The organism is Leifsonia xyli subsp. cynodontis DSM 46306 (assembly GCF_000470775.1).
GTDB classification, from domain to species: domain Bacteria; phylum Actinomycetota; class Actinomycetes; order Actinomycetales; family Microbacteriaceae; genus Leifsonia; species Leifsonia cynodontis.
In genome coordinates this window covers 1848862-1875067 of the sequence record NC_022438.1, presented here as the reverse complement: position 1 = coordinate 1875067, position 26206 = coordinate 1848862, and the positions used below count along the sequence as shown (strand labels likewise).

At 66.8% G+C, this 26206-nt stretch carries 23 protein-coding genes and 6 pseudogenes; 19 read left to right on the top strand and 10 right to left on the bottom strand.

Features of this window, described 5'->3' with window-relative positions; translation table 11 throughout:
* Positions 1-7: 7 nt before the first annotated feature.
* The 11 genes and pseudogenes from O159_RS16865 to O159_RS08915 all read left to right on the top strand — a co-directional run bounded on the left by O159_RS16865 (position 8) and on the right by O159_RS08915 (position 10091).
* Positions 8-1070: pseudogene (locus tag O159_RS16865) on the top strand (FecCD family ABC transporter permease).
* A pseudogene (locus O159_RS16590) lies at positions 1067-1306 on the top strand (hypothetical protein); the annotation flags it as partial. The pseudogenes O159_RS16865 and O159_RS16590, both read left to right, overlap by 4 nt.
* 44 nt (positions 1307-1350) lie before the next feature.
* Complete coding sequence (locus tag O159_RS08955; RefSeq protein ID WP_236609458.1) at positions 1351-2100, top strand: iron chelate uptake ABC transporter family permease subunit; 750 nt, start codon at positions 1351-1353, stop codon at positions 2098-2100.
* Positions 2097-2904 (top strand): annotated as a pseudogene (locus O159_RS08950) (ABC transporter ATP-binding protein). The gene O159_RS08955 and the pseudogene O159_RS08950 overlap by 4 nt, the downstream one beginning before the upstream one ends.
* Positions 2905-2965: 61 nt before the next feature.
* Positions 2966-4261, top strand: coding sequence for a histidine--tRNA ligase (gene hisS, locus O159_RS08945; RefSeq protein WP_021755480.1), 1296 nt, complete (start codon positions 2966-2968; stop codon positions 4259-4261).
* 309 nt (positions 4262-4570) lie between these two features.
* Positions 4571-5851: a phosphopyruvate hydratase gene (gene eno / locus O159_RS08940; protein WP_021755478.1), complete on the top strand. Its 1281-nt coding sequence runs from the start codon at positions 4571-4573 to the stop codon at positions 5849-5851.
* Positions 5852-5987: 136 nt separating this feature from the next.
* Positions 5988-6230, top strand: coding sequence for a hypothetical protein (locus O159_RS08935; RefSeq protein WP_021755475.1), 243 nt, complete (start codon positions 5988-5990; stop codon positions 6228-6230).
* 111 nt (positions 6231-6341) lie between these two features.
* The gene (locus O159_RS08930; protein WP_021755473.1) at positions 6342-6860 is read left to right on the top strand and encodes an FtsB family cell division protein; all 519 of its coding nucleotides are present in this window, start codon (positions 6342-6344) and stop codon (positions 6858-6860) included.
* The gene (locus O159_RS08925; protein ID WP_021755471.1) at positions 6860-7372 is read left to right on the top strand and encodes a DUF501 domain-containing protein; all 513 of its coding nucleotides are present in this window, start codon (positions 6860-6862) and stop codon (positions 7370-7372) included. The genes O159_RS08930 and O159_RS08925 overlap by 1 nt, the downstream gene beginning before the upstream one ends.
* Complete coding sequence (locus tag O159_RS08920; protein ID WP_021755469.1) at positions 7351-8631, top strand: S8 family serine peptidase; 1281 nt, start codon at positions 7351-7353, stop codon at positions 8629-8631. Before O159_RS08925 ends, O159_RS08920 begins: the two co-directional genes overlap by 22 nt.
* A 38-nt stretch (positions 8632-8669) precedes the next feature.
* A complete protein-coding gene (locus O159_RS08915) occupies positions 8670-10091 on the top strand; it encodes an NAD(P)/FAD-dependent oxidoreductase (protein ID WP_021755467.1) in 1422 nt (473 codons plus the stop codon).
* Positions 10092-10343: 252 nt separating this feature from the next.
* On the opposite strand, the gene O159_RS08910 is transcribed toward O159_RS08915, so the two are convergent.
* The gene (locus tag O159_RS08910) at positions 10344-10538 is read right to left on the bottom strand and encodes a hypothetical protein (protein ID WP_021755466.1); all 195 of its coding nucleotides are present in this window, start codon (positions 10536-10538) and stop codon (positions 10344-10346) included.
* Between the two features lie 1494 nt (positions 10539-12032).
* Here O159_RS08910 and O159_RS15255 point away from each other — a divergent pair.
* From O159_RS15255 to O159_RS16860, 3 genes are read left to right on the top strand one after another with little or no spacing between them, the layout of a single operon-like run.
* A complete protein-coding gene (locus tag O159_RS15255; RefSeq protein WP_201766262.1) occupies positions 12033-12404 on the top strand; it encodes an SUMF1/EgtB/PvdO family nonheme iron enzyme in 372 nt (123 codons plus the stop codon).
* On the top strand, positions 12401-13588 hold the full coding sequence (locus O159_RS08905) for a CaiB/BaiF CoA transferase family protein (RefSeq protein WP_043994214.1): 1188 nt from the start codon (positions 12401-12403) through the stop codon (positions 13586-13588). The genes O159_RS15255 and O159_RS08905 overlap by 4 nt, the downstream gene beginning before the upstream one ends.
* Positions 13585-13737, top strand: a complete 153-nt coding sequence (locus O159_RS16860) for an aldolase/citrate lyase family protein (protein ID WP_201766215.1) — start codon at positions 13585-13587, stop codon at positions 13735-13737. The genes O159_RS08905 and O159_RS16860 overlap by 4 nt, the downstream gene beginning before the upstream one ends.
* A gap of 161 nt (positions 13738-13898) precedes the next feature.
* Here the strand turns inward: O159_RS16860 and O159_RS08900 are convergent.
* Positions 13899-14879: pseudogene (locus O159_RS08900) on the bottom strand (IS481 family transposase); the annotation flags it as partial.
* 121 nt (positions 14880-15000) lie between these two features.
* Between O159_RS08900 and O159_RS08895 the strand changes: the two are divergent.
* The gene (locus tag O159_RS08895) at positions 15001-15492 is read left to right on the top strand and encodes an aldolase/citrate lyase family protein (RefSeq protein ID WP_081689858.1); all 492 of its coding nucleotides are present in this window, start codon (positions 15001-15003) and stop codon (positions 15490-15492) included.
* A 582-nt stretch (positions 15493-16074) separates the two neighbouring features.
* Here O159_RS08895 and O159_RS08890 read toward each other — a convergent pair.
* The 4 genes from O159_RS08890 to O159_RS14580 all read right to left on the bottom strand — a co-directional run bounded on the left by O159_RS08890 (position 16075) and on the right by O159_RS14580 (position 19622).
* Positions 16075-16722 carry a disulfide bond formation protein B gene (locus tag O159_RS08890; RefSeq protein ID WP_201766214.1) on the bottom strand — a complete coding sequence of 216 codons (648 nt, stop codon included), beginning with the start codon at positions 16720-16722 and terminating at the stop codon, positions 16075-16077.
* A gap of 13 nt (positions 16723-16735) precedes the next feature.
* Entirely contained in the window at positions 16736-16894 is a 159-nt protein-coding gene (locus O159_RS15040; RefSeq protein WP_169725680.1) for a DUF5993 family protein, read from the bottom strand.
* 557 nt (positions 16895-17451) lie between these two features.
* Complete coding sequence (locus tag O159_RS08880) at positions 17452-17799, bottom strand: DUF3800 domain-containing protein (protein WP_021755458.1); 348 nt, start codon at positions 17797-17799, stop codon at positions 17452-17454.
* A 1157-nt stretch (positions 17800-18956) separates the two neighbouring features.
* Entirely contained in the window at positions 18957-19622 is a 666-nt protein-coding gene (locus O159_RS14580) for a hypothetical protein (RefSeq protein ID WP_144267626.1), read from the bottom strand.
* 569 nt (positions 19623-20191) lie between these two features.
* Here O159_RS14580 and O159_RS14110 point away from each other — a divergent pair.
* A pseudogene (locus O159_RS14110) lies at positions 20192-21050 on the top strand (IS5 family transposase).
* Here O159_RS14110 and O159_RS14575 read toward each other — a convergent pair.
* Positions 21031-22917, bottom strand: a complete 1887-nt coding sequence (locus tag O159_RS14575; RefSeq protein ID WP_021755456.1) for a tape measure protein — start codon at positions 22915-22917, stop codon at positions 21031-21033. The pseudogene O159_RS14110 and the gene O159_RS14575 overlap by 20 nt on opposite strands.
* Positions 22918-23055: 138 nt before the next feature.
* On the opposite strand from O159_RS14575, the gene O159_RS08855 reads away from it, so the two are divergent.
* Positions 23056-23304 carry a hypothetical protein gene (locus O159_RS08855; RefSeq protein ID WP_021755454.1) on the top strand — a complete coding sequence of 83 codons (249 nt, stop codon included), beginning with the start codon at positions 23056-23058 and terminating at the stop codon, positions 23302-23304.
* Here the strand turns inward: O159_RS08855 and O159_RS14570 are convergent.
* The 3 genes and pseudogenes from O159_RS14570 to O159_RS14105 all read right to left on the bottom strand — a co-directional run.
* Positions 23301-23549 carry a hypothetical protein gene (locus tag O159_RS14570; RefSeq protein WP_021755452.1) on the bottom strand — a complete coding sequence of 83 codons (249 nt, stop codon included), beginning with the start codon at positions 23547-23549 and terminating at the stop codon, positions 23301-23303. The two genes, O159_RS08855 and O159_RS14570, sit on opposite strands and share 4 nt — an antisense overlap.
* A gap of 104 nt (positions 23550-23653) precedes the next feature.
* Positions 23654-23962 carry a hypothetical protein gene (locus O159_RS08850; protein WP_021755450.1) on the bottom strand — a complete coding sequence of 103 codons (309 nt, stop codon included), beginning with the start codon at positions 23960-23962 and terminating at the stop codon, positions 23654-23656.
* A 207-nt stretch (positions 23963-24169) separates the two neighbouring features.
* A pseudogene (locus tag O159_RS14105) lies at positions 24170-24482 on the bottom strand (transposase); the annotation flags it as partial.
* A 78-nt stretch (positions 24483-24560) separates the two neighbouring features.
* Here O159_RS14105 and O159_RS08840 point away from each other — a divergent pair.
* Positions 24561-24836, top strand: coding sequence for a type II toxin-antitoxin system Phd/YefM family antitoxin (locus tag O159_RS08840; RefSeq protein ID WP_011186918.1), 276 nt, complete (start codon positions 24561-24563; stop codon positions 24834-24836).
* Complete coding sequence (locus O159_RS08835) at positions 24833-25036, top strand: type II toxin-antitoxin system RelE family toxin (RefSeq protein WP_021755447.1); 204 nt, start codon at positions 24833-24835, stop codon at positions 25034-25036. The genes O159_RS08840 and O159_RS08835 overlap by 4 nt, the downstream gene beginning before the upstream one ends.
* The last annotated feature ends 1170 nt before the right edge of the window (positions 25037-26206 follow it).

The window sequence follows — 26206 nt, the reverse complement described above, 5'->3', positions numbered from 1 at the left end:
CCCGCCGATGTCCGCGAGCGTCCTCGCGCCGAGCGCCGGTCGCGCCGGGGAGTCCTCCCCGGCCGGCCGGCGGCGTCGGCGCACCCTCGCGGGCTTCGCGATCGCCGTCCTCGTGCTGCTCGTGGCCTGTCTGCTGAGTCTCATGGTGGGAGCGCGCACCATCCCCCCGGCCGTGGTGCTCGATGCGCTGTCCCACCCGGCCGGGACCGGTCCCGACACGCTCGTGGTCGTCGGCAGCCGGCTGCCCCGCACGCTGCTCGGCGTGGCGGCCGGGCTCGCTCTCGGCCTCGCCGGGACGGTGATGCAGGGACTCTCTCGCAACCCGCTCGCCGATCACGGCCTTCTCGGCGTCAACGCCGGTGCCGCGCTCGCGGTCGTCGTGGCGATCGGGACGCTGGGCGTCGCCACGGCCTCGGTCTCTGTGTGGTTCGCCTTCCTCGGCGCCGCGCTCGCCGCCGGGCTGGTCTACGCCGTGTCGTCGGCTGGGCGGGAGGGCGCGACGCCGATCAAGCTCGCGCTCGCGGGCGCCGCCGTCTCCGCCGCCCTCGGCTCGCTCCTCACCGCGGCGATGCTGACGAGCCGCGGTTCGCTCGACCAGCTGCGCTTCTGGCAGGTCGGCTCGCTGGCTGGCCGCGGAACCGCGCATCCTGCTGCAAGTGCTGCCGACGCTCGCGATCGGGGCGGTCCTGGCCTTCGCCCTCGGCCGTGCGCTCAACGGCCTCGCGCTCGGCGACGATGTCGCGCGCGGGCTCGGGCAGCGGGTCGGCCGCGCGCGGCTGCTCTCCGCTGTCGCGATCGTGCTGCTGTGCGGTTCGGCGACGGCCGCCGTCGGCCCCCTCGCGTTCGTCGGGCTCGTCGTGCCGCATGCCGCCCGCTGGGCCGTCGGCGCGGACTATCGTCGCATCCTGGCCTTCTCAGCTGTGTTCGCTCCGGCGCTGCTGCTGATCTGTGATGTCATCGGCCGCGTTGCCGCACCGCCGGGTGAGCTGCAGGCCGGCGTCGTCCTGGCATTCGTCGGGGCGCCGCTGTTCATCGTCCTGGTACGTCGCCGGAAGCTGATGAGCCTGTGAGCGCGTCGGCCAAGACCTCGAACACTGCGGACGCGTTCGCCGGGGCGACGCGGGTGCTGGGCGCCGACCGTCGCCGCCGGAACGGCCGTGCCGCGCGGGTCACCGCGGTGCTCGCCGCGCTCGTCGTCGCCATCGGCGCGCTCTCGCTCACCGGGGGCGCCGCCGGGGTCGCTCCGCAGGACGTCCTGGCCGCGCTGATCGGGCGGGCGGACCGGCTCACCTCGTTCGTCATCCTGGAGCTGCGGCTGCCACGGCTCGTGGCCGCCGCCCTCGTCGGCGCGTGCCTCGCGGGCTCTCCGGGGCGCTCATCCAGTCGGTCGCCCGCAATCCACTCGCGAGCCCCGACATCATCGGCATCACAGCCAGCGCCAGCGCCGCCGGCGCGATCGCGCTCGTCTGGTTCGGCCTCACCGGGCTCGCGCTCTCCGGCGTCGTGCTGGGCGGCACCCTCCTCGCGGCCCTCCTCATCTCCCTGCTTGCCCGGCGCGGCGTGAGCGGCTACCGCTTCGTGCTCGTCGGCATCGCCGTCGCCGCGATCTGCTCCGCCGTCGTCGCATACGTCCTCACTCGCGCCGATCTGAGCGATGTGCAGCAAGCGCTCGTGTGGATCGCCGGGAGCCTGAACGCGGTGGACCCGGTCGCGCTCGCCGTGGCCGCGGCCGTGCTCATCCCGTGCGCCCTGCTCCTCGGCCGCCCGCTCGCCGCCCTCGGCCTCGGCGACGACACGGCCGCCGGGATCGGCGTGCGGCCGGTGTACACGCGCATCCTCGTCGTCGGGGTGGCGGTGGCGCTCGCGGCGTTCGCGGTCGCGGTGGCCGGCCCCGTCTCGTTCGTGGCCTTCCTCGCCGCGCCGATCGCCCGCCGCCTGGTCGGCCGCGGTTCGCTCGCGCTCGTCTCCTCGGCGCGCTCATGCTCGTCGCCTCCGACATCGTCGCCCAGTTCGCCGTCGTCACCGGCGTCGTCGGGGCGCCGTACCTGCTCTGGCTGCTCACCAAGACCGACCGCATCGGCCGGGGAGGCTGACACATGACCGACACCGCCGTCCGCACGCTCGCCGCGAGCGGCCTGACCCTCGCCTACGAGGGCCGGGTCGTCGTCGCCGGCCTCGATCTGGAGATCCCGCCCGGCCGCCTCACCGCGATCGTCGGCCCCAATGCCTGCGGCAAGTCCACGCTCCTGCGCGGGCTCGCCCGCCTGCTCGCGCCGGCCTCGGGCGCGGTGCTGCTCGACGGCGCCGACCTCCACACCCTCCCCACCAAGCAGGTCGCGACCCGGCTGGGGCTCCTCCCGCAGACTCCGGCCGCCCCCGACGGCATCACCGTCGCCGATCTCGTCTCCCGCGGCCGGCTACCCGCACCAGGGCTGGTTCCGCCGCTGGACGGCCGAGGACGACGCTGCGGTCGCCGAAGCCATGACCGCCACCGGTGTCGCCGCCCTGGCTGAGCGCGCCATCGACGAGCTCTCCGGCGGCCAGCGCCAGCGCGTCTGGATCGCGATGGCCCTCGCCCAGCAGACCGACATCCTCCTGCTCGACGAGCCGACCACCTTCCTCGACATCGCCCACCAGCTCGAGGTGCTGGACCTCCTTCTCGACCTGAACGCCGCCCGGGGCACGACCATCGCGATGGTGCTGCACGACCTCAACCTGGCCGCGAGGTACGCGGACCACCTGGTCGCGCTGCGGGCGGGGGAGATCGTGGCGTCCGGCGAACCGGCCTCCGTCGTGACGGCGGGACTCGTCCGCGAGGTGTTCGGGGTGGAGTCGGTCATCGTGGACGACCCGGTGACGGGGACGCCGCTGGTGGTGCCGAGGGGAAGGCATCACCGCTCGTGACGCCCGGCCCGCCCCCGGGCGCGGGAGGAGAGCGAACGCAACTGATGGAAGAATCGGAGGCATGGCCTCTCCGATCACCCCTCCCCGCGGTATGCGCGACTTCCTTCCGGCCGAGAAGGCCCGCCGCGAGCACGCGCTGGGGGTGATCCGGCGCAGTCTCTCGGCGCACGGTTTCGACGAGATCGAGACGCCGGTGGCCGAGGACGTCGCGCGGCTGCACTCGGGACTCGGCGGAGACAACGAGAAGCTCGCGTTCAGCGTCCTGAAGCGCGGTCTCAGCGGAGACGACCTGCGGGCGGCGATCGAGTCCAGGGACACGCTCTCGCTGTGCGACCTCGGCCTCCGCTTCGACCTCACCGTTCCGCTCGCCCGCTTCTTCGCCAGCCACCGCGCCGAGCTGCCGCCGGTGTTCCGGTCCCTCCAGATCGCGCCGGTGTGGCGGGCGGAACGGCCGCAGAAGGGGCGCTACCGGCAGTTCGTGCAGTGCGACATCGACATCGTCGGCGAAGCGTCGCCGCTGGCGGAGGCCGAGCTGATCACGGCGACGGCGGCGACGCTGGACGCGCTGGGGCTGAAAGACTGCACGATCCGCATCAACGACCGCCGCATCCTGAACGGACTGCTCGAGCACTGCGGTTTTGCGGAGGCGCGCTGGCCGCAGGCGCTGATCTCGATCGACAAACTGGACAAGATCGGGGCGGAGGGCGTGGTCGCCGAGCTGAGCGAGGGCGGCGCGGACTCTGCGGCCGTGCTCGGCGGCATCCTGGCCGGCTTCGAGCCGCACCTGGCCGATGGCGGGGCGGAGCTGACGGCCGAGGCGATCTCGCGCATCCTCCCCGCGGGCGTGGACACCGATGCGATCGGCGAGCTGGAGGCGCTGGCCCACGCGCTCGGCACGCTGCCCACGGGGGTGCGGCTGCGGTTCGATCCGACGCTGGTGCGCGGGATGGGCTACTACACCGGCACCATCTTCGAGATCGCGCACCCGGGGTCCGGCAGCTCTGTCGGCGGCGGCGGCCGCTACGACGGCATGATCGGGCGCTTCCTCGGCACGGAGGTGCCCGCCTGCGGCTTCTCCATCGGTTTCGAGCGCGTGGTCGACCTCCTTGAGCTGCCGGAGAGCGCCGGAGCCGATTCGGTCGTGCTCGTGTACGACCCCGCGGTGCCGATCGGCCGGCTGCTCGCGATCAAGTCGGAGCTCGTCGCCGCCGGTCGCCGGGTGCGTCTCGACCGCCGCTCGAAGAACCTGAAGGCGGTGCTCGACCGTGCCGCCGCCGCCGGGTTCCGCTCCTTCGCCTTCGTGGACGCCGGCGCCTCCGCCGCCACTCTCGACCTCAAACCCCTGAACGAGCGGTAGCCACCCACCCCACCCACCCCGCCCCCGCCCCACCTCCGCCCGTCGAAAACGGAGGACATCTCGCCTCTTTCGCCCGGAAACTCCTCCGTTTCCTGACAGTGAGCGGGTTCCACTGGTGGTTCTCCTCCGTTTCCCGCGCGGGCGGAAACGGAGGAGAAATCGCCGGGATATCGGCGTGCCAGCAGGGAGCGGAGAAGAGGCTCCCGGGTTCGCCGGGAGTCCTCTCCCCGTCGGGACCGGCCACGAAACACGGCGGGGAAACGTCACTAGACTGATCGGGAACCCACGAAAATCACCAAGGAGACTGTTGTGGCTGCAATCGAAGCTGTAGGAGCTCGCGAGATCCTCGACTCGCGCGGGAACCCGACCGTCGAGGTCGAGGTGCTCCTCGAAGACGGCACGGTCAGCCGCGCCGCCGTCCCGTCCGGTGCGTCCACCGGCGCGTTCGAGGCCTACGAGCTTCGCGACGGCGACAAGAAGCGCTACCTGGGCAAAGGCGTCGAGAAGGCCGTGGATGCGGTGCTCGACGAGATCGGCCCGGCCATCGAGGGCTTCGAGGCCAGCGACCAGCGCCTGGTGGACGAGGCGATGATCGACCTCGACGGCACCGACAACAAGAAGCGTCTGGGCGCGAACGCCATCCTCGGCGTCAGCCTCGCGGTCGCGAAGGCCGCCGCGGACTCCGCCGACCTGCCGCTGTTCCGCTACCTCGGCGGCCCGAACGCGCATGTCCTGCCCGTTCCGATGATGAACATCATCAACGGCGGCGCGCACGCGGACAACGGTGTCGACGTCCAGGAGTTCATGATCTTGCCCGTCGGCGCAGAGACCTTCTCCGAGGGACTGTGCTGGGGGGTGGAGACCTACCACTCGCTCAAGTCGCTGCTGAAGTCCAAAGGCCTCAACACCGGCCTCGGCGACGAGGGCGGCTTCGCGCCCGAGCTGGAGCACAACCGCGCCGCGCTCGACCTCATCGCCGAGGCCATCGAGAAGGCCGGTTACCGGGTGGGTACGCAGATCGCGCTCGGCATGGACGTCGCCTCCACCGAGTTCTTCGAGAACGGCGTCTACCGCTTCGAGGGCCAGGACCGCACGGCCGCTCAGATGAGCGCATACTACGCCGAGCTCGCCGCCAACTACCCGCTGGTCTCCATCGAGGACCCGCTGGCCGAGGACGACTGGGAGGGCTGGGCCCACCTGAACGCCGAGATCGGCTCGACGCTGCAACTCGTCGGCGACGACCTGTTCGTCACCAACCCGAAGCGTCTGGCGCAGGGCATCCAGCAGAAGGCCGCCAATAGCATCCTGGTCAAGGTCAACCAGATCGGCACTCTGACCGAGACGCTGGACGCGGTCTCGCTGGCCCAGCGCAGCGGCATGACCGCCGTCCTCTCGCACCGCTCCGGCGAGACCGAGGACACCACCATCGCCGACCTCGCCGTCGCTACCGACTGCGGTCAGATCAAGACCGGCGCCCCGGCCCGCTCCGAGCGCGTCGCGAAGTACAACCAGCTGCTGCGCATCGAGGAGGAGCTGGGCGACGCGGCGGTCTACGCCGGCCGTTCGGCGTTCCCCCGTCACCAGGGCTGAGCCGCCCTGTGCGCTCGGGAGGCTCCGGCTCTGAGCCGGGGCCTCCGTGCTGCGGGGTGCTTTCACAGCGGGCCTCCGCCCGGTGGGGTACACGAGGCGCGGCGCAGCAAGCGGCCCGGCTGGTTAGACTCGCGGCATGATCGCCCGGGAGTTCGTCCCCCTCGCCCTCTTCGCGCTGCTCGCGGCCCTGCTCGCCGTCTTCGGCCTCTGTCTCCTCCGCCGTCCTCGGGCCGCTGCCGCCCTGTTCGCCGATCGGGATGCCCGTCGCCCGTTCCGGGCGGAGGACGCCCGTGCGGTCGGGCTCGTCTTCGCCGTCGTGGGCGTGGCCCTGCTCGCGCTCGGCGCCGCCCGCCTCGTGGCGATCCTGGCAACCGCCTGACCGGTCGCCTCGACACCCCGCCCCGGCAGCGGTCCCGGGCCGCCGATCGCCTACGATTGTCCCGGGGCCCCGCTGCCCTGTTCCACATCCGCCGAGCCGTCGGGAGGGGCCATGGCCAAGCCGCGCACACGCCGCGTCGCCGCCACGTTCTCTGCCCCGGGCGTGGCCGGGCGCTGGTTGCGCGGCATCCACTTCTCGGCGTTCTCGCTGATGATGATGGGCGTGCTTGTGCTGGCGGTCGTCATCCTGGCGCCGACCACGCAGGCGTTCATCGCGCAGCGGCAGCAGATCGCCGACCAGCGGGCCGCGGTCGACAAGCTCTCGGCGCAGGTCGACGAGGTCGCCTCGCAGCGCGCGCGGTGGAACGACCCCAGCTACATCCGCGCGCAGGCCCGCGACCGGCTCTATTACGTGATGCCCGGCGAGGTCAGCTACTTGGTGATCGACGACCGGCCGCCGGCTGCTCAGAAGCAGGACCAGCCGGTCAGCTCGAAGCTCCAGGAGACGAAGACCGATTGGGTGGGCTCGCTGTTCGCCTCGGTCATGGGCGCGGGCCTGACCGAGGCGACGTCCCAGCAGCTGAGCGGGACGCCCGCACCGACGACCCCGTCCAGCACCGAAGGCAAGTGATGACCAGACCGCCGTTCGATCCCGTCACCGACGAGGACATCGCCGTCGTCAGCGAACAGCTGGGCCGCCCGGCGCGCGGTGTGGTCGGCATCGCCGCCCGCTGCGTCTGCGGTCGGCCGACGGTGGTCTCCACCGCGCCGCGCCTGGACGATGGGACGCCGTTCCCGACCTTCTACTACCTGTCGCATCCGGCCGCCACGGCCGCGATGTCGCAGCTGGAGGCGACGCAGGTCATGGCCGAATACAACGACCTGCTCGCCGCGGACGAGGAGGTGCGGCGCGGATTCGGGGCTGCGCACGAGCAGTACCTCGCCGACCGCGATTCGGTCGCGGCGGTCGCGGAGATCGCGGGGATCTCTGCGGGAGGGATGCCCTCCCGGGTGAAGTGCCTGCATGCCCTCGCCGCGCACGCTCTCGCCGCCGGACCCGGGGCGAACCCCATCGGCGACCTCGCGCTCGCGCGCGGCGGCTGGTCACCGGAGGTGTGCGAGTGCAGGATCGACGCCGGCTGAGCGGCCGTGGCGCAGCGCGGGTCTCAGCGACCCTGGCGGCGGCGCTCGCCCTCACCCTCGTCGCGCCCACGGCAATCTTCGCCGACCAGGTCCGCGCTCTCGAGTACTGGCTGAGCGACTACGGATTCCAGCGGGCCTGGAACACGACGCGCGGCGCCGGGGTCACGGTCGCCGTGATCGACACCGGCGTGGACGGCAGCGTCCCCGACCTCGCCGGCGCGGTGGTCGGTGGCACGGACGTCTCGGGCGTCGGGTCTCCGGACGGGCAGAAGCCGCTCGGCGCGGGCGACGAGGCGAACCACGGAACCTGGGTCGCCTCCCTGCTCGCCGGTCGCGGCACGGGCGGAGGGAAAGGCGTTCTCGGCGCGGCTCCGGAAGCCAGCGTCCTGACCGCTTCGGTCGCGCTCGGGACGGCGACGGGCGCGGTCGGCAGCGACGAGCAGATCGCCAGGGCTGTGCGCTGGGCCGTGGACAACGGTGCGAGCGTGATCAATATGTCGCTCACGCGCAACACGCTCGACTGGCCGACGAGCTGGGACGACGCATTCCAGTACGCCTTCTCGCACGATACTGTCGTGGTCGCCGCGGCGGGCAACCGGGGGAGTGGCACCACGGAGGTGGGCGCGCCCGCCACCATCCCCGGGGTGCTCACCGTCGCGGGCGTCGACCGTACCGGGACCGCGAGCTTCGACGCCTCCTCGCAGGGCATCACCGTCGGGGTCTCCGCGCCGAGCGAGCAGCTCGTGGGGGCGAACCCCGGCGGCGGCTATGTGCAGTGGGCGGGCACCTCCGGCGCAGCGCCTCTGGTCTCGGGCGCGGTGGCGCTGGTGCGGGCGGCGCATCCCGAACTGAAAGCGGCGGATGTCATCAACCGGATCGTCAAGACCGCGCGCCCGGTCGGCGCTCCGGTGCCGGGCCCGATCTACGGGTTCGGACTGCTGGATGCCGCAGCGGCCGTGACCGCGGAGGTCCCGCATGTCACAGCGAACCCGATGGGCGACCTGAGCGAGTGGGTCCGCATCCACCGGCGCGCCGAGGTAACAGCAGCCCCGGAGTCCGGCGGGGCGCAGGCCGCGCCAGCGCCCCAGAGACTCGCCCCCGAACGCCCGGCGGTGTGGACACTGTTCTTGTGGCCGTCGTGGAGCCTTCTCACGACCTTCTGGCTCCCCTTCGCTCTGATCAGCGGTTTTCTCGCTTTGCTGGGCCTTGGCGGCGTCGGCGCATGGAAGCATTTCAGGCGAACGCCGACCAGGGAGTAGATTAACTCCATACTTTCGTGTTGAGGAGACCCATTACTGTGCCCAAAATCCTGATCGTCGGTGGTGGATATGCCGGTTTCTACACGGCGTGGAAGCTTGAGAAGCAGTTGCGCAAGGGCGAGGCCGAGGTCACTATGGTCGACCCGCTGCCCTACATGACCTACCAGCCGTTCCTCCCGGAAGTGGCCGCCGGTTCCATCGAGCCCCGTCACGCCGTGGTCGCTCATCGCCGTCACCTCGCGACGACGAATGTCATCACGGCGAAGGTCACCTATATCGACCACGCGAAGAAGACCGCGACCATCCAGCCGGCCATCGGCGAGGCGTACGAGTTCGAGTACGACCAGGTCGTGGTCACGGCGGGCGCGGTGTCGCGCACCTTCCCGATCCCGGGCGTCGCGGACCAGGCCGTCGGCCTCAAGACGATCGAGGAGGCCGTGTACATCCGCGACCGGCTTCTGGCGAATTTCGACAGGGCCGCCGCGCTCCCGGCCGGTCCCGAGCGCGACCGGCTGCTGACCGTCGTCGTGGTCGGCGGCGGCTTCGCCGGCATCGAGATCTTCGCTGAGCTGCGCTCGTTCGCCAGCGCCCTGCTCGCGAAGTACCCGGAGCTGTCGTTCGAGGACACGCGCTTCCACCTGATCGAGGCGATGGGCCGGATCATGCCGGAGGTCTCGCTGCCGACGAGTCACTGGGTGATCAAGAACCTCGCTGAGCGCGGCGCCCAGATCCATCTGGAGACCCAGCTCACCAGCGCGGTCGACGGCCGCATCGAGCTTTCCACGGGCGAGTCGTTCGAGTCCGACCTCATCGTCTGGACCGCCGGTGTCATGGCGAACCCGACGGTGGTTCGCCACACCGACCTCCCGATCGAGGAGCGCGGCCGCGTCCGCACCCGGGCCGATCTCCGCATCGGCACCGACGAGGAATTCGTGCCCGGAGCCTGGGCTGCCGGCGATGTGGCGGCCGTGCCCGATCTGACCGGCGCCGGTGTCGGCGGGTTCTGCGTGCCCAACGCGCAGCACGCCGTCCGTCAGGCGAAGCTCCTCGCGAAGAACCTCATCGCGGACCTGCGCGGCGAGCTTCCGCGCCAGTACTACCACAAGAGCCTCGGCGCTGTCGCCGGTCTCGGTCTCGGCTTCGGCGTGCTCCAGTCGGGCAAGCTCGCGCTCAAGGGTGTCCTCGGCTGGTTCGCCCACCGCGGCTACCACGGTCTCGCCATGCCCAGCTGGGAGCGCAAGTGGCGCGTACTGTGGGGCTGGTGGAACAACTTCTGGCTCAGCCGCGACATCGTCTCGCTCCCCGGCCTCTCGCAGCCGCGCGCCGCGTTCGAGGAGTTCGCCGCCCGTCCGAAGCCGGCCGTCGAGGCCGCTCCGGCGCGGGCCCCGAAGAAGGCTGCCGGGGCGAAGGCCGCGGCGAAGCCGGACACGAAGGAGCCCGCTGAGGTCCCGGCGACATAGCCGTCTCGCCGCGAGCTGCCCGATGCCCAAGAGGATCGGGCAGCTCGCGACGCGTAAGGGCCACACCATCGCGGGCGACGTCGTCACCCCGGCCCGTGCCCAGCCGTCGACGGTGTCTCTCCGGCACCAGCGTCGCGAATTCGGCATGCCCCGCTTCAGAGCAGGCGGACTCGGTCCCGGCTGAGGTGAGCCGCCGCCCGGCGAAGGATCTCGACCTCCTGCTCAAGAACCCTCACTCAGCAGTCCCTGCTGTCAGTAGCCGAGCGGGATGTATCCTCGGTAGCGTCCCCGCTCGTCGAAGTCATCGCCGGTCTCGATCGGATGGTAATCGAGCCGCTTTTCGCCCGTCTTGGGGTCTTTCGTGATGTCAGCGTAAGAAAAATTCGCCTCCATCTGCCAGTTGCCGTTTTTATTGACCCTGACGACACCGGCGAAACCACGCGCCAAGGGACCCTTCGCGTCTCTGGCGCGCCGACCTGACCGCCTGGCGCGAGGAGGCCCGGGCACGCCTGGGCTATGACGGAGTCGCCTATGAGCGGACCGAGACCGGCTGGGCGCGCAGCGCGTACAGCGTCGCCCAGGTCTGGCTCTGGGACGAGCGGCTCTTCGACCACGAACGGCAGCGTTTCACGGTCGACGCCTTCCTCGCCGCCACCGCCGACCACGGCGGTTTCGACGGTGTCGTGCTCTGGCACGCCTACCCGCTCATCGGCATCGACGAGCGCAACCAGTACGACTTCTATCGCGACGTCCCCGGCCTGACCGGGCTGATCGCCGAGCTGCACGAGCGCGGCATCCGCGTCTTCGTCGACTACAACCCCTGGGACACCGGCACCCGGCGCGCGGCCGGCGACGACCCGACCGAGCTGGCCGCGCTGGTCACCGAGCTCGGCGTGGACGGCGTGTTCCTCGACACCATGAAGGAGGGCGACACCCGCCTCATCGACGCGCTGCGCACGGCCACCCCGCCGCAGGTGCTGGAAGGCGAATCCCGGGTGCCGAACCAGCGGATCGTGGACCACCAGCTCAGCTGGGCGCAGTGGTTCGCCGACTCGACCGCTCCCGGGGTGATGCGCGCGCACTGGTACGAGCGCCGGCACATGCTGCACTCGACCCGCCGCTGGAACCGCGACCACAGCGATGAGCTGCAGGCGGCGTGGATGAACGGCACCGGCGTCCTGGTCTGGGACGCCGTCTTCGGCGTCTGGGTCGGCTGGAACGAGCGTGACCGGGCCACGCTGCGCCGCATGCTCCGAGCCCAGCGGGCGCTGAGCCCGATCCTGGTCACGGGGGAGTGGTCGCCGCTGCTCGGCGCGTCGGAGGCCGCCATCGCCGCGGGCGTCTACGTCTCCCGATACGCGGCCGACGGTGTGACGCTCTGGACCATCGTGAACCGCGGCGACGAGGCGTGGACCGGTGAGCCGCTCGCCCAGGCCGCGGCCGAGGGCGTCCGGCGGGTCGAGGTCACCACCGGGACGGAGGGCGTTTCCCGGGTGACGGTCCCGGCGCGGGGCATCGCCGGGATCCTCGACATCGCCCCGGGGGCTGTCGCCCCAGCTGGGCTGGACGAGCTGCTGGCCGCCGCCCGCGCGGACACGGACTCCGCACCACCCAGCGCGGACTTCCCCGCCCGCGAGGCGGTGCGTCGCATCCCCTCCCCGGCGCCGGTCCTGGCGCCGCCCGCGGGCAGTGTGCTCGTGGAGCCGGGCGAGCGTCGTGTCCCGGTCACCTTCCGCCGCCGGGAGACCGGCTTCTACCAGGGTGCGCCTTATGTGGAGGAGTGGAAGCCGCTTCCGCCGCGCCTGCACGACGACCGCACAGAGACCCTCAGGGTGACCATCCCCTCCCGGGTCGCGATGGCGAACGGGGAGGTCACCGTCGGACAGTTCCGCGACTTCCTCGACCGCACCGGCTACCGGCCGCAGGTCGCGGAGCGCTTTCCTGGTCGGATCTCTCGACGCGGACGCTCCCGTCACCGGCGTCTCCCTCGCCGACGCCCGCGCGTACGCGGCCTGGGCCGGGGCGCGCCTCCCGGACGAGTTCGAGTGGCAGCTCGCGGCGTCCCAGCCCGGCTTCCAGCGGCTGACCCCGGCGGTGTGGAACTGGACCGAGAGCGAGCACAGCGACGGGGCCACCCGGTTCGTCATGCTCAAAGGCGGCAGCGAGCACGTCAGCCTCGGGTCGGACTGGTACACCGACGGCGGGGTGCGGGAGCCGTCGTTCAGCCTGAAACTGCTGCTGGCCGGGCTCGGTGTCGAACGGTCCTCCAGCATCGGGTTCCGGCTGGCGTGGGATGTGGAGGGCAGCCGATGAGCGCGTCGCTGGCCGGCATCCGGGTCCTCGATGTCTCGACGCTGTTCGCCGGGCCGCTCGCGGCCACCTTCCTCGGCGACTTCGGCGCCGACGTGGTCAAGGTCGAGCATCCCGCCCGCCCCGACGCCGCCCGCGGGCACGGGCCGGCCAAGGACGGCGTGAACCTGTGGCGGAAGACCCTGGGCCGCAACAAGCGAACGGTCACCATCGACCTCAGCTCGCCCGAGGGCGCCGAACTGCTGCGGCGACTGGCGGCCGACGCGGACGTGCTGATCGAGAACTTCCGGCCCGGCACCCTCGAGCGCTGGGGGCTCGGTCCCGAGGCGCTGCACGCGGTCAACCCCCGGCTGATGATCGCGCGGGTGACCGCCTTCGGCCAGACCGGCCCGTACTCCTCCCGTCCTGGCTTCGGCAGCCTGGCCGAGGCGATGAGCGGCTTCGCGGCCCTCACCGGCGAACCCGACGGCCCGCCGACGCTGCCGCCGTTCGGGCTCGCCGACGGCATCGCCGCGCTCTCCACCGCCTACGCCGTGATGGTCGCCCTGCGAGCCGCCGCCCGCGACGGGCACGGGCAGGTGATCGACCTGGCCATCATCGAGCCCATCCTCATGCTCCTCGGCGGCCAGATCACCGCCTACGACCAGCTCGGCGCCGTGCAGCCCCGCACCGGGAACCGGTCGGTCAACAACGCACCGCGCAATGTGTACCGCACCGCCGACGGCGACTGGGTGGCCGTCTCCACCAGCTCCCAGTCGATCGCGGAACGGGTGATGGAACTGGTCGGCCGGCCCGAGCTGATCGCCGAGCCCTGGTTCGCTTCCGGGCACACCCGCGCTGAGCACGCCGACGAACTGGATGCAGCCGTCGCGGCATGGATCGCTGCCCGCCCCATCGCCGATGTCGTCGCCGGGTTCGAGCGCGCCCAGGCCGCCATCGCCCCGGTCTACGATGTGCGCGGCATCCTGACCGACCCCCAGTACCAGGCGATCGGCACCGTGCAGACCGTGCCGGACGACGAACTCGGCCCGGTGAGGATGCAGAATGTGCTCTTCCGGCTCTCGGAGACACCGGGCGGCATCCGCTGGGCCGGCCGGCCACACGGCCGCGACACCGACGAGGTGCTGGCCGAGGTGGGCGTCACCCGCGAACAAGTCGACGCCCTGCGTGCCAAGGGGGTCGTATGAGCGCCCTGATCACCGGCCTCTACGTCCCCGGCGATCGCCCCGACCGGTTCAACAAGGCGGTCGCCACGGGCGCGGACCTCGTGATCCTCGACCTGGAGGACGCCGTCGCACCCGCGGCCAAAGCGAAGCGGACGCCCTCGACGCTGTGACGGGCTGGCTGCGCGCCCGGGAGGCCGAGGGGGCCGCTCCTCCAGGTGCGGGTCAACGCCGGAGCCGACCACGAGATCGCCGCGCTGCGCGCCACCGGGGCGGCGGTCGAGCTGCGCATCACCAAGATCCAGGGAACTGCCGGCTTGTTGTGTTTCTCAGGGACGTTGGTCAATCTGCTGATGGGTGGCTGGCTGCCGATGGCGGTGTGGGGCCTGTGGTGATTGTAGGAGTGCAGCCAGGCCGGGAGTGCGTTGCGGCGGGCTGATTCGGAGTTGTAGTGCCGGGCGTATGCCCAGCCGTCGGCGAGGGTGCGGTGGAAGCGTTCGATCTTGCCGTTCGTCTGCGGATGGTAGGGCCGGGTGCGTTTCGGTTGGATGCTGAGCTCGGCGCAAGCGTCGCGCCAGGCGTATGAGCGGTATGCGGAGCCGTTGTCGGAGAGCACCTGTTCGACGGTGACGCCACGGCTGGCGAACCAGCCGACCGCTCGACGCAGAACAGCGATTGCAGTGGCGGCGGTTTCGTCGTCGTGGATCTCGGCGTAAGCGACACGGGAGTGATCGTCGATGACGGTATGAACGAACGCTGTGCCGGTGATCATGTCGCCGGTGATCCCGTGTTTCCCGGTCCGCTTCGCGGTGATGGCCTTGTTCCGCTCTCCCTGGAGACGTCCGACGTAGCGCCAGCCGCCACCGTCGGGGATGTTGCCGAGTTTCTTGATGTCGACGTGGATCATCGATCCGGGATGCTCGTGCTCGTAGCGGCGGGCGGGTTCGCCGGTGCGGACGTCGACGTGGCTGGGCCGATTGATCCGGCACCGGGAGAGGACCGTGTGAACGGTCGAGGCGGGCATGCCGAGCTGGGCGCCGATACCGACTGGTCCCAGCCGCTTCTTCCACCGCAGATGCACGACCTTGCGGACCAGTCTTCGCGGGGTCTTGTTCGGGCTGTGATGCGGCCGTGACGAACGGTCCAGCATTCCCGCCTCGCCCATCTCCACGTAACGACGAGCCCATCGGTCCGCGGTGCGTCAGGACACTCGGAAGTAGGTCGCCGCCGCAGCAACGGACCAGCCGTCGTCGACGACTTGGCGGGCCAGGCGGAGGCATTCGCGAGGAGTCAAAGCAGCATTAGCGTGGGTCACGAGGACCTCCTAAGTCATCGAGTGCAGGGAAACTAGACAGCCCCACTCTCGACCGGGAGGTCCTCACCCATCTATCGCGTCACACCTCAACCAACTGCCCTGAGCAGCACACCTAGACCACCTGGCGGGCCTGGTCGGGCCGCTGCGGCTCACCGCGCTGATCGAGACGGCCCGGGGCGTGGAGAACGCCGCCGCCATCGCCGCGCACCCGGTTGTCTCCCGGCTGGCGCTCGGGGAGTCGGACCTTGCCAGCGACCTGGGCTCCCGCGACCCGGCTCTGCTCGACCACGCCCGGCTGCGGCTGCTCTTCGCCGCCCGCGCCGCCGGCCTGCCCGCGCCGATGCTGTCGGTCTACCCGAACATTCCCGATCTCGCGGGCCTGCGTGCCGACACCGAACGCGGCCGCCGTCTGGGCTGGGTGGGGCGCACCGCCGTGCATCCGACCCAGCTCCCGGTGATCGCGGAGGTCTTCGCCCCGGAGCCGGACGAGCTGGCTTGGGCGCGCGCGGTTCTCGCGGCGGCCGGGGATGGCGGTGTCGGAACCCTTCCCTCCGGCGAGATAGTCGACCCGGCCATGCTCGGCCGAGCCCGGGCGCTCCTCGACCGGCCATGATCGGCCAGAAGCCGCGCGTCATGGCGGTGCGGCCGAACACGCCCGGGCGTTGCCTGTCGTCACCTCTCCGTTCGGCAGACCCGACTTCAGCCTCTCCCTCGACCAGGCAGCACAATACGAAGCCATCGGAAGGGCGGTTGCTCCAACGGCCGACCCCTTCATCTGGATCGAGGCTGGAGCGTCGAACAGCAGGTGCCCCCAGTGGGATTCGACCCCAAATTCACAGCCTGGTTTTACGTGGCTATCCAGAATTTTCCTTGTAATTCCGGGACTTTTGCGGACATCTGAAGGCATGCCCGCCCGTGCGAAATCTTGTCAAGTGTGGGCAGAGGGTGGGGTTTGTTGGTGGTTGTGGGACTGGACAATAAAATTGTCCCTGTCAAATATTCACGGACTATTCGGCGTGTTGCGCTGAGGGGTTCCCGCGCGCCGGTCACCACAGATAGGGAGTCATCAAACCCTCAGCAGTCCCTAGACTCGGATCTCCGTGTTCGAAGACGGCAAAACAGACCGGGCTCACTCTTCTCGTGTGAGGGTGCAGGGTGGCGCTGGGGTGAGCCGGTTGCGGGTGGGGCAGGCGGGTCAGCGCCGGATGCCTATCTGGTAGAGGAGCTCGTAGCGGGTGGGATTGTCGGGGAGGAACCAATTGAATCCGAGCTCGACGAACACCACGACCAGGTTGACCGCGATCGTCGCGACGAAGGCCCAGACGAGAATCCACACGATCACGCGTAGCGCAGCCGAACGCGGCGCGATCGGAAAGAAGGCGTCTGAGCCGAGCAGGAGCGCGCCGACGAACACCGCCACGACGATGAACGTCACGAGGGCCCAGGTGTAGAGGTGCTTCCCGAACACCGCCGTGCCGTAACCGAGGTCGCCCGGCTCGATGTGGAGCAGGACCTGCCGGACCGACATTGCCGCGCCGAGGATGGCACCGAGAAGAGACATCCCGAGCCCGGTGGTATAGCCGCGCATGTCGAGCGTTCCCCGCAATGCCTGGACGAGAATGAAGACCGCCCCCAGAGTGGCCACGATCATTCCCATCCGCTGCGTGATGCACAGCGGACATGGGAACTCTCCGAGACCGAACTGGAACACGAACATGGCAGTCGAGAGGATGCCGACGTAGGCGAGCACAAAGGCCACCTGCGCCCAAAAGCCAAGCGTACGCAGCAAACCACGGACGGATGCCTCGGCGCCTGGTCGGCGCATCTGGATTGTCTGAGTCATGGGTGGCATCCTCCTAGAAGCTCAACGGCAGAACGCTGGTGACGTGGTGGAGGAACAGCAGCATGGCCGCGAACGCGCCGATCCCCCAACTCGTGACCACAAGCCATCGCTTGCGTCGGAAGACGACGACAAGCGCAACCGCGAGCAAGAGCGCGAAGACAATGACATCCATGATGTATCGACCTCTAACCTCCCCCTCTTCCCAATCCAGGGTATGCCACGAGGCGGCTCCTTCACAAGAATGATCTCTTCGAGGTCACTATTCGTGAGGTCCGTATGATCACAAACGGTCGTACGTCCACAGACTGGTCGATTGTCGGCGCAAGGCGAACTAGACGAGGCACAGATGACGGAAATGCGGGCGCACCACTCTCGTTACAGTCATAGGCGTTACGGAGACGTCGACCTGCTCTCTGTTGCCCTACTGGTGGTGGCAGCTGTCGCGATCGTCTTGGTGTTGATCGGCGTGGTCCCAGGCGATGTGTCGCCGTGGTGGGTGCTGTTGCCCCTTGGTTTGGCGGTCTGGAACATTCTGACCCTCCGCCGATAGAAATGTGCTTTTCGCTGTGAAAATATAACGGGTGTGGGCACGCAGCTGGATCCACGATGATCTCCGTGTGTCGTCTCTGCCGGGCGTATCTGTTATCTCTGCTCTATGACGGGGCGGGGTTCGTCACGTTGTACTGCCTAGGGCCTCGCTTCGCGGGGCTCTAGTGCTATCTAGGGTCACTAGGTGAGGTAGTGCTTGGTGCTGCGGCGCATTGTGTTCCATAGGCGCTGTATAGACTCCTGCTGGAACGTGTTCGACTCGTGGTGGGAGTCCCAGCGTCGGAACAGGAACGTGGCCATGTCTACCGCCTGAAGGTTGCGGTGCATCCGGGAGTCCTCCCATTGGAACGGCATCTCGATGGACTCCAGGAACGTGCGCCGATAGCCCATAGTCCCCATTTGCTGATACCGGGCGATGCGCGCTTCGTGCGCTAACTGGTCCGGGACTCTATCGGCGATCACCCGCACCCTCTCGCCGTTCCTGGTCGCGTAGGCATGCACGCGCTCCAGCGCGAATTGCAGCGCCACGACGTGCGGCGGATAGGAGTACCGGCCGTACCGTTCTGCTTGCAGAACGGTGTCGATCCCTCGAATAGCTCCTTAAACGGGACACGGTCGTTACAACCCCCAGAAAGTCCAGGTGTTGCAACGACCGTTAGAACCCAAGAGTCAGTGGGCTGGGGCAGGTTGGTGTTAGGTGTCTGCAGGCTCCGAGCATACCCTCCTAGGGAGCTGGCTATGCTGGAGCCAAAGCATAAGCTTGGCTCCACTCCCACTCAGTGAAGAAAACCCCAGCAGTCAGATAACGCATGGCATTTCGCGATATTGGGGGACGGAAACCCCCTAGGACTATACCGTAGACGGTGACACCGGCGTTCGGGTCGTCGGTGGGATTACTGAATACCGGGGCTCCCGAATCCCCTTCGGCTGCAACAACGGTAGTACCGAGCATAGCCCTCTGACCAGGGATCGCAGGAGCGTCGTGGGGAAGAGTGTAATTCCGCCAACCACAACTGAAACTCGAGATTGCGCCGCTCACGCAGGCATTAAAGCTACGTTCGGGGGCACCATCCCACCAAATCGCGACAGGAACAGTACCAAACTCACGCAGCCGTGGCACATATGTTATAACTCGGCCTGAAGCGCGCGGGGCGCTGTGATAAATCAGAATGCAATGGAACCCGGAACGGTCCTGAGTACAATGAGGCGTGGAAGTAACAGTCGGCTTAACCTGAACAACCATCATGTCAGGTTTCTGGTTTTTCCAGTAAACCGATCCGATACGTTGTCCGTTGAGACTCACACGGTCACCTTCATTTCCGCAGTGACCCGCGGTCAGCACATAGCGAGTATTCCGCTGATATGCCGTGATGTTGTTCCACCAACGGGTATTGACCATCACTAAACCTGCCGTACAGGTCCCCGAAGGGAATTGTAGTTCGGTTCCCCCGACAACCATCGGGCCCAAACGGATGGGTTCGACTGCGGACGCGGGCCCTGTGGTGGCTACCCCCAGGCCGACGACCAAAGCTAGTACGAGACCCGCGATCGATGCTCGGCGACGTAAAACACGCCGACGAAAACTAAACAAACTAAAAACCTTACCTTTCAAAACGGAAACAAGTCCTCTAAGAAACATTGGAAAAAGCTGTTTACTGGAAATAGTTCTCACGAACACTTCCGGTCTACTGACCTTCTTGCATAACCTGCTCAAGGCTTGCCGTAACAGGGAAGACCGTTGCGCGCCGCACATTGATGGTTTCTACAAGGTCGCCTCCTTCGAGGCGGAAGGAAGCCCCCACCTTTTCGCCGTGCGCGTCTACAGCCCAGGGAACAGCGAACCCTCCGACCGGATCATTCTGCCCGTCACTAACAACAGCTACGGAACCGTCCTGGCGGATAACAGGGTGAAGACCTTTCATCATCTGTAACGGGAACCGGTACTCCCTTACCGCACCTGGTGACGGCACCCGCATCAGAACCTGCAGAGCATTCTCGGTCGGAAAAACACTCATAACCGTCTCCCCTACCTTTGTAGAACCCAAAGCACGCCCGGTGCCATGAAACGGTCGCCGGGAAACACCACCCGCATCGACAACCTCATTCGTCTGCTCGCCTGGCACGGTGAACGAAAAACCGCCATCATCTTCCGACGGCCCCTCCTCAGCCTGGGGAACCGGGCGGGTACGAGAGTCGACCACCGTCTTGGTATCACGCATCGGTGACCCCACGGCCGAGTCCACGCGCGAAACCAGCACAACAGACGACCCGGCAACCAGCCCCGCGACAACCAAACCAGCCACCCCCGCCACAACCCGAACCCTCCAAGATTGTGAGAACACACCCAACATCAAAACCTCCTCAATTCCTGCTACCCCTCGCACCATACGAGCGAGCATTCCCCCCAGACAGGCCCCTCATGAGGGGGCCTGTCTGGGAGGCAGGGAAGAGGTTAACCCCATGAGCGGGTCTGCGGGGAGGCCTATCCAAAAAATGGTGGAAACGGACGGTGACCCTAAGGCTCAGTTAAGGCCAGGGAGTCAGCCACGGCCGGCGAAGGCGATCACGAACACGTTCAGCGTTGGCGGTGGAGATGACCGAGAAGCAGCTGACGGCCGCGAAGTTTGTCCAGCTTCTACCGCGAGCACCAGCAGAACGGCCTACCTGCCGAACACCCACGATGCCGTCTGCCGAGCGGGTCACCATTCTCCGAATGGTTCGCCTACCGGCCGCTGCAAACGCCGCAGCCACACACCTACCGCAGGGGTGTTGCCGGTGTGTATGGCTGGAGAGTAGCGTTCGGCCATGTTGATAAAAAGTGATGTTATGGCTCGTGTAAAAGACGGCACTCATGCCATCCCCCTTCTCGGGTGGTGGTTTCTGGCCTTAGAGGTGGTTTCAGTAGTCGGCGTGGCGGTGGTTGTTGTGGCTGGTTAGCGGGGATGCTGGTCGAGTGTCGACGCTTGCTGAGGATCGGTTCATTACGGATATGTTGTGGGAGCGGCTGGAGCCGTTGATTCCGCCTCGGCCGCCTGTGGTCAATGGGCGGGCTGGGCAGCCTCGGGTTCCTGACCGGAAGGTGTTCGCTGGGATCGTGTTCGTGCTGCTGACGGGGATCCCGTGGAGAAGCTCCCGCCCGAGTTGGGGTATGGGTCCGGGGTCACTTGTTGGCGGCGTCTGCGTGAATGGTCCGAAGCGGGCGCGTGGGATGCACTGCGGAAGATCATGCTCGACGAACTCGGCCAGGCTGGCATGATCGACTGGTCAAGAACCTGCCTGGACTCCGTAAGTGTCCGGGCGAAAAGGGGGGCGATCTCACTGGACCTAACCCCACGGATCGTGGGAAACGGGGCACCAAGTACCATGTCCTGACCGACCGCAACGGACTCCCGCTGCATGTGGAGATCTCCGGCGCCAACCGACACGACTCCATGCTCGTGGAACCTGTGTTAGACAACATCACCGCGATCAAGGGCGTCGGCCGCGGTCGGCCCAGACGCCGCCCGGTTATCTTCCACGCCGATAAGGCTTACGACAACCGCCGCGTCCGCTGTTACCTGCGTTGTCGTGGGATCAAGGCACGCATCGCACGAATCGGAGTCGACTCCAAACAGTGACTGGGTAAACACTGTTGGGTAGTCGAACGCACCATGGCCTGGATCCTCGCCTTCCGGAAACTCGCCACTCGCTACGACCGCACCGCCTCAACGATCACGGCGCTCGTCGCTCTAGCAATCGCGATCACCAGCGCCCGCAAACTCACCAAAAACGACTACTGAAACCATCTCTAAGCCCCAGATCGGTTTGAGGAGCTGAAGGAACACAGTGAAGAGCTCCTGGATGATCGGCATGAGCGCGGAGAACAGGCCCATCAACGGCGGCAAAAGCACCCCAACCAACGGCATGCACGCGGTGATCAGCTGACCGATCAGCGGGGCGAGGGCTTGCAGGATCGGGGCCAGCATGCCAACGAGCTTCGCGGCGAGGTTCACGATCATGGGGATGATTGGCGACAGCGCCTGGATAAGACCCATGAGAATCGGCACCAGCGCGGACACCAGAGAGCTCGCTAGCTGCAGCACGATCGGGATCAGCGGTGTGATCGCAGACAACAACGTCGTCACCATCGGTGCGAGCGCTTGGAAGATCGGCATGAGCGCTGTCGCGAGCATCGACACCAGAGGCACGATCGCCGAGACAATGGTGCCGATGATCGGACCGATCGACGAGAACGCAGGCACGAGAGCCTGCAACACCGCGCCCACTACCGGGACGAGCGCCCCAGCGAGGGCCGAGAAGATGCCCGACAGCTGGGTGAATCAGTGTCAGCATGGACGGAAGAACCGCGAGGAGAACACCGCCGAGGATTTTCACCAACTGAGACAGGAACGGCGCCACCGTGAGCAGCGCGTCGGCGAGCACACCACCGATCGTCTGCGCCATGACCGCTAACGCGGACCCGATCTGACCGATCACCGGGCCAAGCGTTGTCAGGAGGTTCCCGAACGTTTGCGCAAGCTGACTACCGATGACACCAAATGCCTGCTGCAGTTGGGGGGACACTGCGATGAGGCCCGCGAGAGCACCGATCAGCATACCGAGCATGTCACCGAGGATCGGGATCTTGCCCAGCACAGCGGGGAGAGCTCCCGTGCCGAGGGCGAGGAACGCACCGGTCAGTGGGGCGAGGACACCGGCGATTGGTGCGAGGGTCTGGAACAGGCCGGTGAAGCCGCCGTTGGCGCCGTTCAGGAAAGCGGTGACGGATTCGAAGGCGGGGTTCAGTCGGTCGCCGATGGTGGCGCCGAGCTGCGCGGCGAGCGGCTCGAGTGGGACCATGGCTTGGGTGATGGCCATGATGGTCGGGGCGATTTTGGGGAAGATGCCGCTGAGGGCGCCGGCGCCGATGCGTGAGAGGGCCGCGTGGAAGTTGTCGAAGGCGCCCGGGATGGTTTTGCCCATCTCTTGAGCGACAGCGCCGGAGGCCGTTGTCATGGCCTGCGAGAACGCGTGGAAGCCGATCTTGCCCTGTGAGGCCATGTCGAAAACGGCGCCCGCAGTGGTATGGAACTGGTTCGCGAGCGCCTGGTAAATCGGGATGCCGCGGTCGGCGACCTGCTGCAGGATGTTATTCTGTGCCTTGCCCGTCGAGGCGACCTTGTTGTAGATCGCACCCATGTCACCAAGGGACGTGCCAGCGGTAGCAGCCGAGTTCACCACCGACTTCAGGACACCCTCAAGCTGCGCCCCCGGCTTGATACCGGCGGCTACAGCGCCAGCAGCGACGGTGGCCGCATCACCGAGACCGAAGGCGGTTCCCTTCACCGCGGCGAGAGCGTTCGCCATGATCCCATTGACGGTGTCGGCTGAGTTGCCGAGGCCGGTGAGCTTGGCTTTGGCGACTTCGATGTCGTTCAGGCGGGCAAACCCGCTGGTAAGAGCGACACCGATCCCGGTGGCGGCGGTGGCGACCGCTGCAGCCCCGGTACCCTTGAGAATCGACCCCAGAGAGGAGATCAGGCTTGCGCCCATCCTCGCGCCGACCTTCGCACCGACCGCATCACCGCCGAGCTGCTGCTCGATCTGGCCTTGCGCGCCTTTGGAGACCGGGATGATCGTTACTTCGGCGACTGCTGCTTCGGACACGGTTCACCTCCGAGCGGATACGCGAAAGGCCAGCGCGATGGCTGGCCTTCGTGGGTTGTTGGCCACCCGAAGATGGGATGCCGGAAGAGGGGCGGTGCGCAATACGGTTGCCCCAGAGACCGAAAGGACCCAGAGGGAATGTCCCAGCACCAGAACATCTATTCACAGCGCGGCTGCATCGACTGCAAACTCTGCGAAGGCGGTGGTGGGAACATCGGCCGCACCTCCACACTGTGGTTGATCGGTTCCTGTACGGGCGGGATCGGGCTGCTGTTCCTGCCATTTTTCAAAAAGTGCCAGTACTGCATGCACAACATGTGGTGGAACAAGCACTACGGTCCCGACCTGCGCCAGGCCGCGTACGCAACCAGGAACCAGACCGCCTAACGACCAGCGTTGTTCTTCAACAGCTCAATCGCCTCGTCGTACGAAAGCTCGGTGAAGCCGAGCCTCTCCACGTGCTTCCATGGGCGCGGCAAGGGCTTCCACTGTCCTTTCTTGGACGCCTTCGCACCCTGCAAATCGATCAGATCCAGCAGAAGCATTCCCACGCGCGACAAGGGGTAGTCCCATCCATGAATCGCAGCGTGGAGAGGTGATTCAGGCAGCGATGCCGCGGTGGCGATGTACACATCGACTTCCACCGGTCGGCCGAGAATGTCTTCGGCTACAAAGCCGCCGCGCCTGAGCTCGTAGATGAACGGCTCCGGGAACTCCGATAGGAGCGCCTGGAGCCTTAGGATTCCCCCAACTTCACGTACTTCATCCAGGCGGGGAGGATCAGGCGGATGTCGTCGAGATCGAGCAGTGCCTTCTGGTCGGCCGGGATCACTCGGTCGTAGAGGAACGAACCGGTCGCGGAGGCGACGAGGTTCTCGTACGACTCCTTCTGCTTGCCGGCCATCACCTTGGGCTTGGGGATGCTGTCGATGATCGTCAGCAGTTCACTGGGCGCCGATCCAGGGAGCGGTCCGACCCGCATCTCCCCGTAGTTGATGATCAGCGGCTCGCGCTTCTCGGCCGGCGTGATGTCGATTTCTGCCACGATGTGGCTCCCTTCAGGTGCTTCAGGTGGTCAGGTGTGGCAGGGCCGGGAAGTCACCTGAAAACGTCCCGGCCCTGGGCAGCACACCTAATCGTCATGTTGTAACAACCGCTGGAATCCGTCCAGTGAGATCACCCCCTCCTTTTTTGCCCGGACGCTCACGGAGTCCAGGCAGGTTCTTGACCAGAAGATCATGCCTACCTGGTCGAGCTCATCGGGCAGGATCCTCCGCAGTGCGTCCCACACCCCCGCTTCGGACCATTCACGCAGACACCGCCAGCAGGTGATCCCCAACCCGTACCCAAGCTCGGCTGGAAGCTTCCTCCACGGGATCCCTGTCAACAGCACGAACACGATCCCAGCGAACCCCCTTCCGGTCCAGAACCCGAGGCTGCCCCGTCCACCCATTGACCGGCGGCGGCCGCGACGAGATCAACGACTCCAACCGCTCCCACAACGTATCCGTAATGAACCGATCCCCGGCAAGCGTCGACACTCCACCAGCATCCCCGCCAACCAGCCACCACCACCACGCCGACTAATGAAACCATCTCTTATTCGGCTGTATTCAGGCCTATAATTAGGCTAGAATGAAGCGATGAAGACTGTGTCGCTGAGTGAGGCGAAGGACAAGCTCTCAAGGTTCATCGATGAGGTGGAGTCTGAGCACGAGATCATTCAGATCACTCGTCACGGTCACGGCGCTGCCGTTCTGATCAGCCAGGATGATTTGGATTCGCTCCATGAGACTCTGTTCTGGCTCTCACAGTCCGGGATTCGCGAGGATCTCGCCGAGGGTCGCCGAGTCGTTGAGAGCGGTACGACTGTCGGTGCTGATGATGTCCGTGCGCGGTTCGGGTTGCCGAAGCGGTGAGCTGGGATGTTCAGTTCGCGCCGGCAGCGATCCGTGGGCTGGACCGGTTGCCGCCTCGTGTGGTCGCTGCGGTCGTCGAGTTCGTGACGGTCACGCTGCCGGGTAACCCGTATCGGATGAGCAAGCCGCTGCAGGGCGACCTCGAAGGTTACTACTCTGCACGCCGCGGCGACTACCGGGTGCTGTTCATCCCTCGATGAGGATCGCCGTGTGCTGCTGGTGGGACGGATCGCTCATCGGGCCGACATATATCGACCGCGTTAGCAGTTGCGTCGTGTCGCCAGCGAAAGATATGGCAGCCGTAGTAGTCGGCCTCGACACCCCCGTGGGAACACCCGTCTCCCAAACCGCCCTATAGGAACAAAACCCAGGGCGAATCAGGGTTGACGTCCAATGCATTTTGGAGCGAAACTAATAAGACGGCTCCACCGTTATGGCAATTGGAAGTTATTGAAACTTCGGAGCTGATTCATATCTAAACATTAGATGTTTTAATCATTACTGGCTCAAAGCCGTAAGCGAAGAATGAGAAATGACCATGAGAAACCATATTCTTTCTTGTGGAGTTGTTGCAACCGTGGTTCTTGTGACTCTCTGCGTAGGTGGAAACGCTGTGGCCCATGCCGACGACTCTCTTACATCGGGCAGCGTGTCCGTGGAGCCATCGGCTGGGGTCTCTCCTGACAAGGGTTCTGTTGCCACTAAACCGGGCAGCGTGTCTGTGGAGCCATCGGCTGGGGTCTCTCCTGACAAGGGTTCTGTTGCCACTAAACCGGGCAGCGTGTCTGTGGAGCCATCGGCTGGGGTCTCTCCTGACAAGGGTTCTGTTGCCACTAAACCGGGCAGCGTGTCTGTGGAGCCATCGGCTGGGGTCTCTCCTGACAAGGAGGTCGCCGCCCGCGCTGATGTAGCGATTCCTTACCGCGTGTCCGTCGATGGTGTGACTCTCACCGATGGCAGTACGTTCCCGGCAAATGGTGATGTCAACTACCGTACGACCAGCCGCAGCGGCGGTATGCACTTCGATCCGAACAATAATCAGCCGGGTGCCGCTTTCATTGGCAAGGCATTCCTGCCCATCAAGCTCGCCCCCGGCGAGTGCATCGTGTGGGTACAGTACAGCAATACGAACTATCATTACGGCGAGGGCGGCAATGCCCCGGTGTGCAAACCAGGTTCTCCTTCCGCAAGTACCATAGCCACCCCTACCATAGCCACCCCAAAGGTAGCCACTGTCACCGCGCATAAGGTACTCCACCCGATTGGGTCCCACAGAGGTCTGGGAAGAATGCTTCCCAGTACAGGTCTCGGAAGCATGCTTCCCATGGCAGGCTTTGCGTTTTTACTGGTGATTCTCGGGGTTCTGTTGC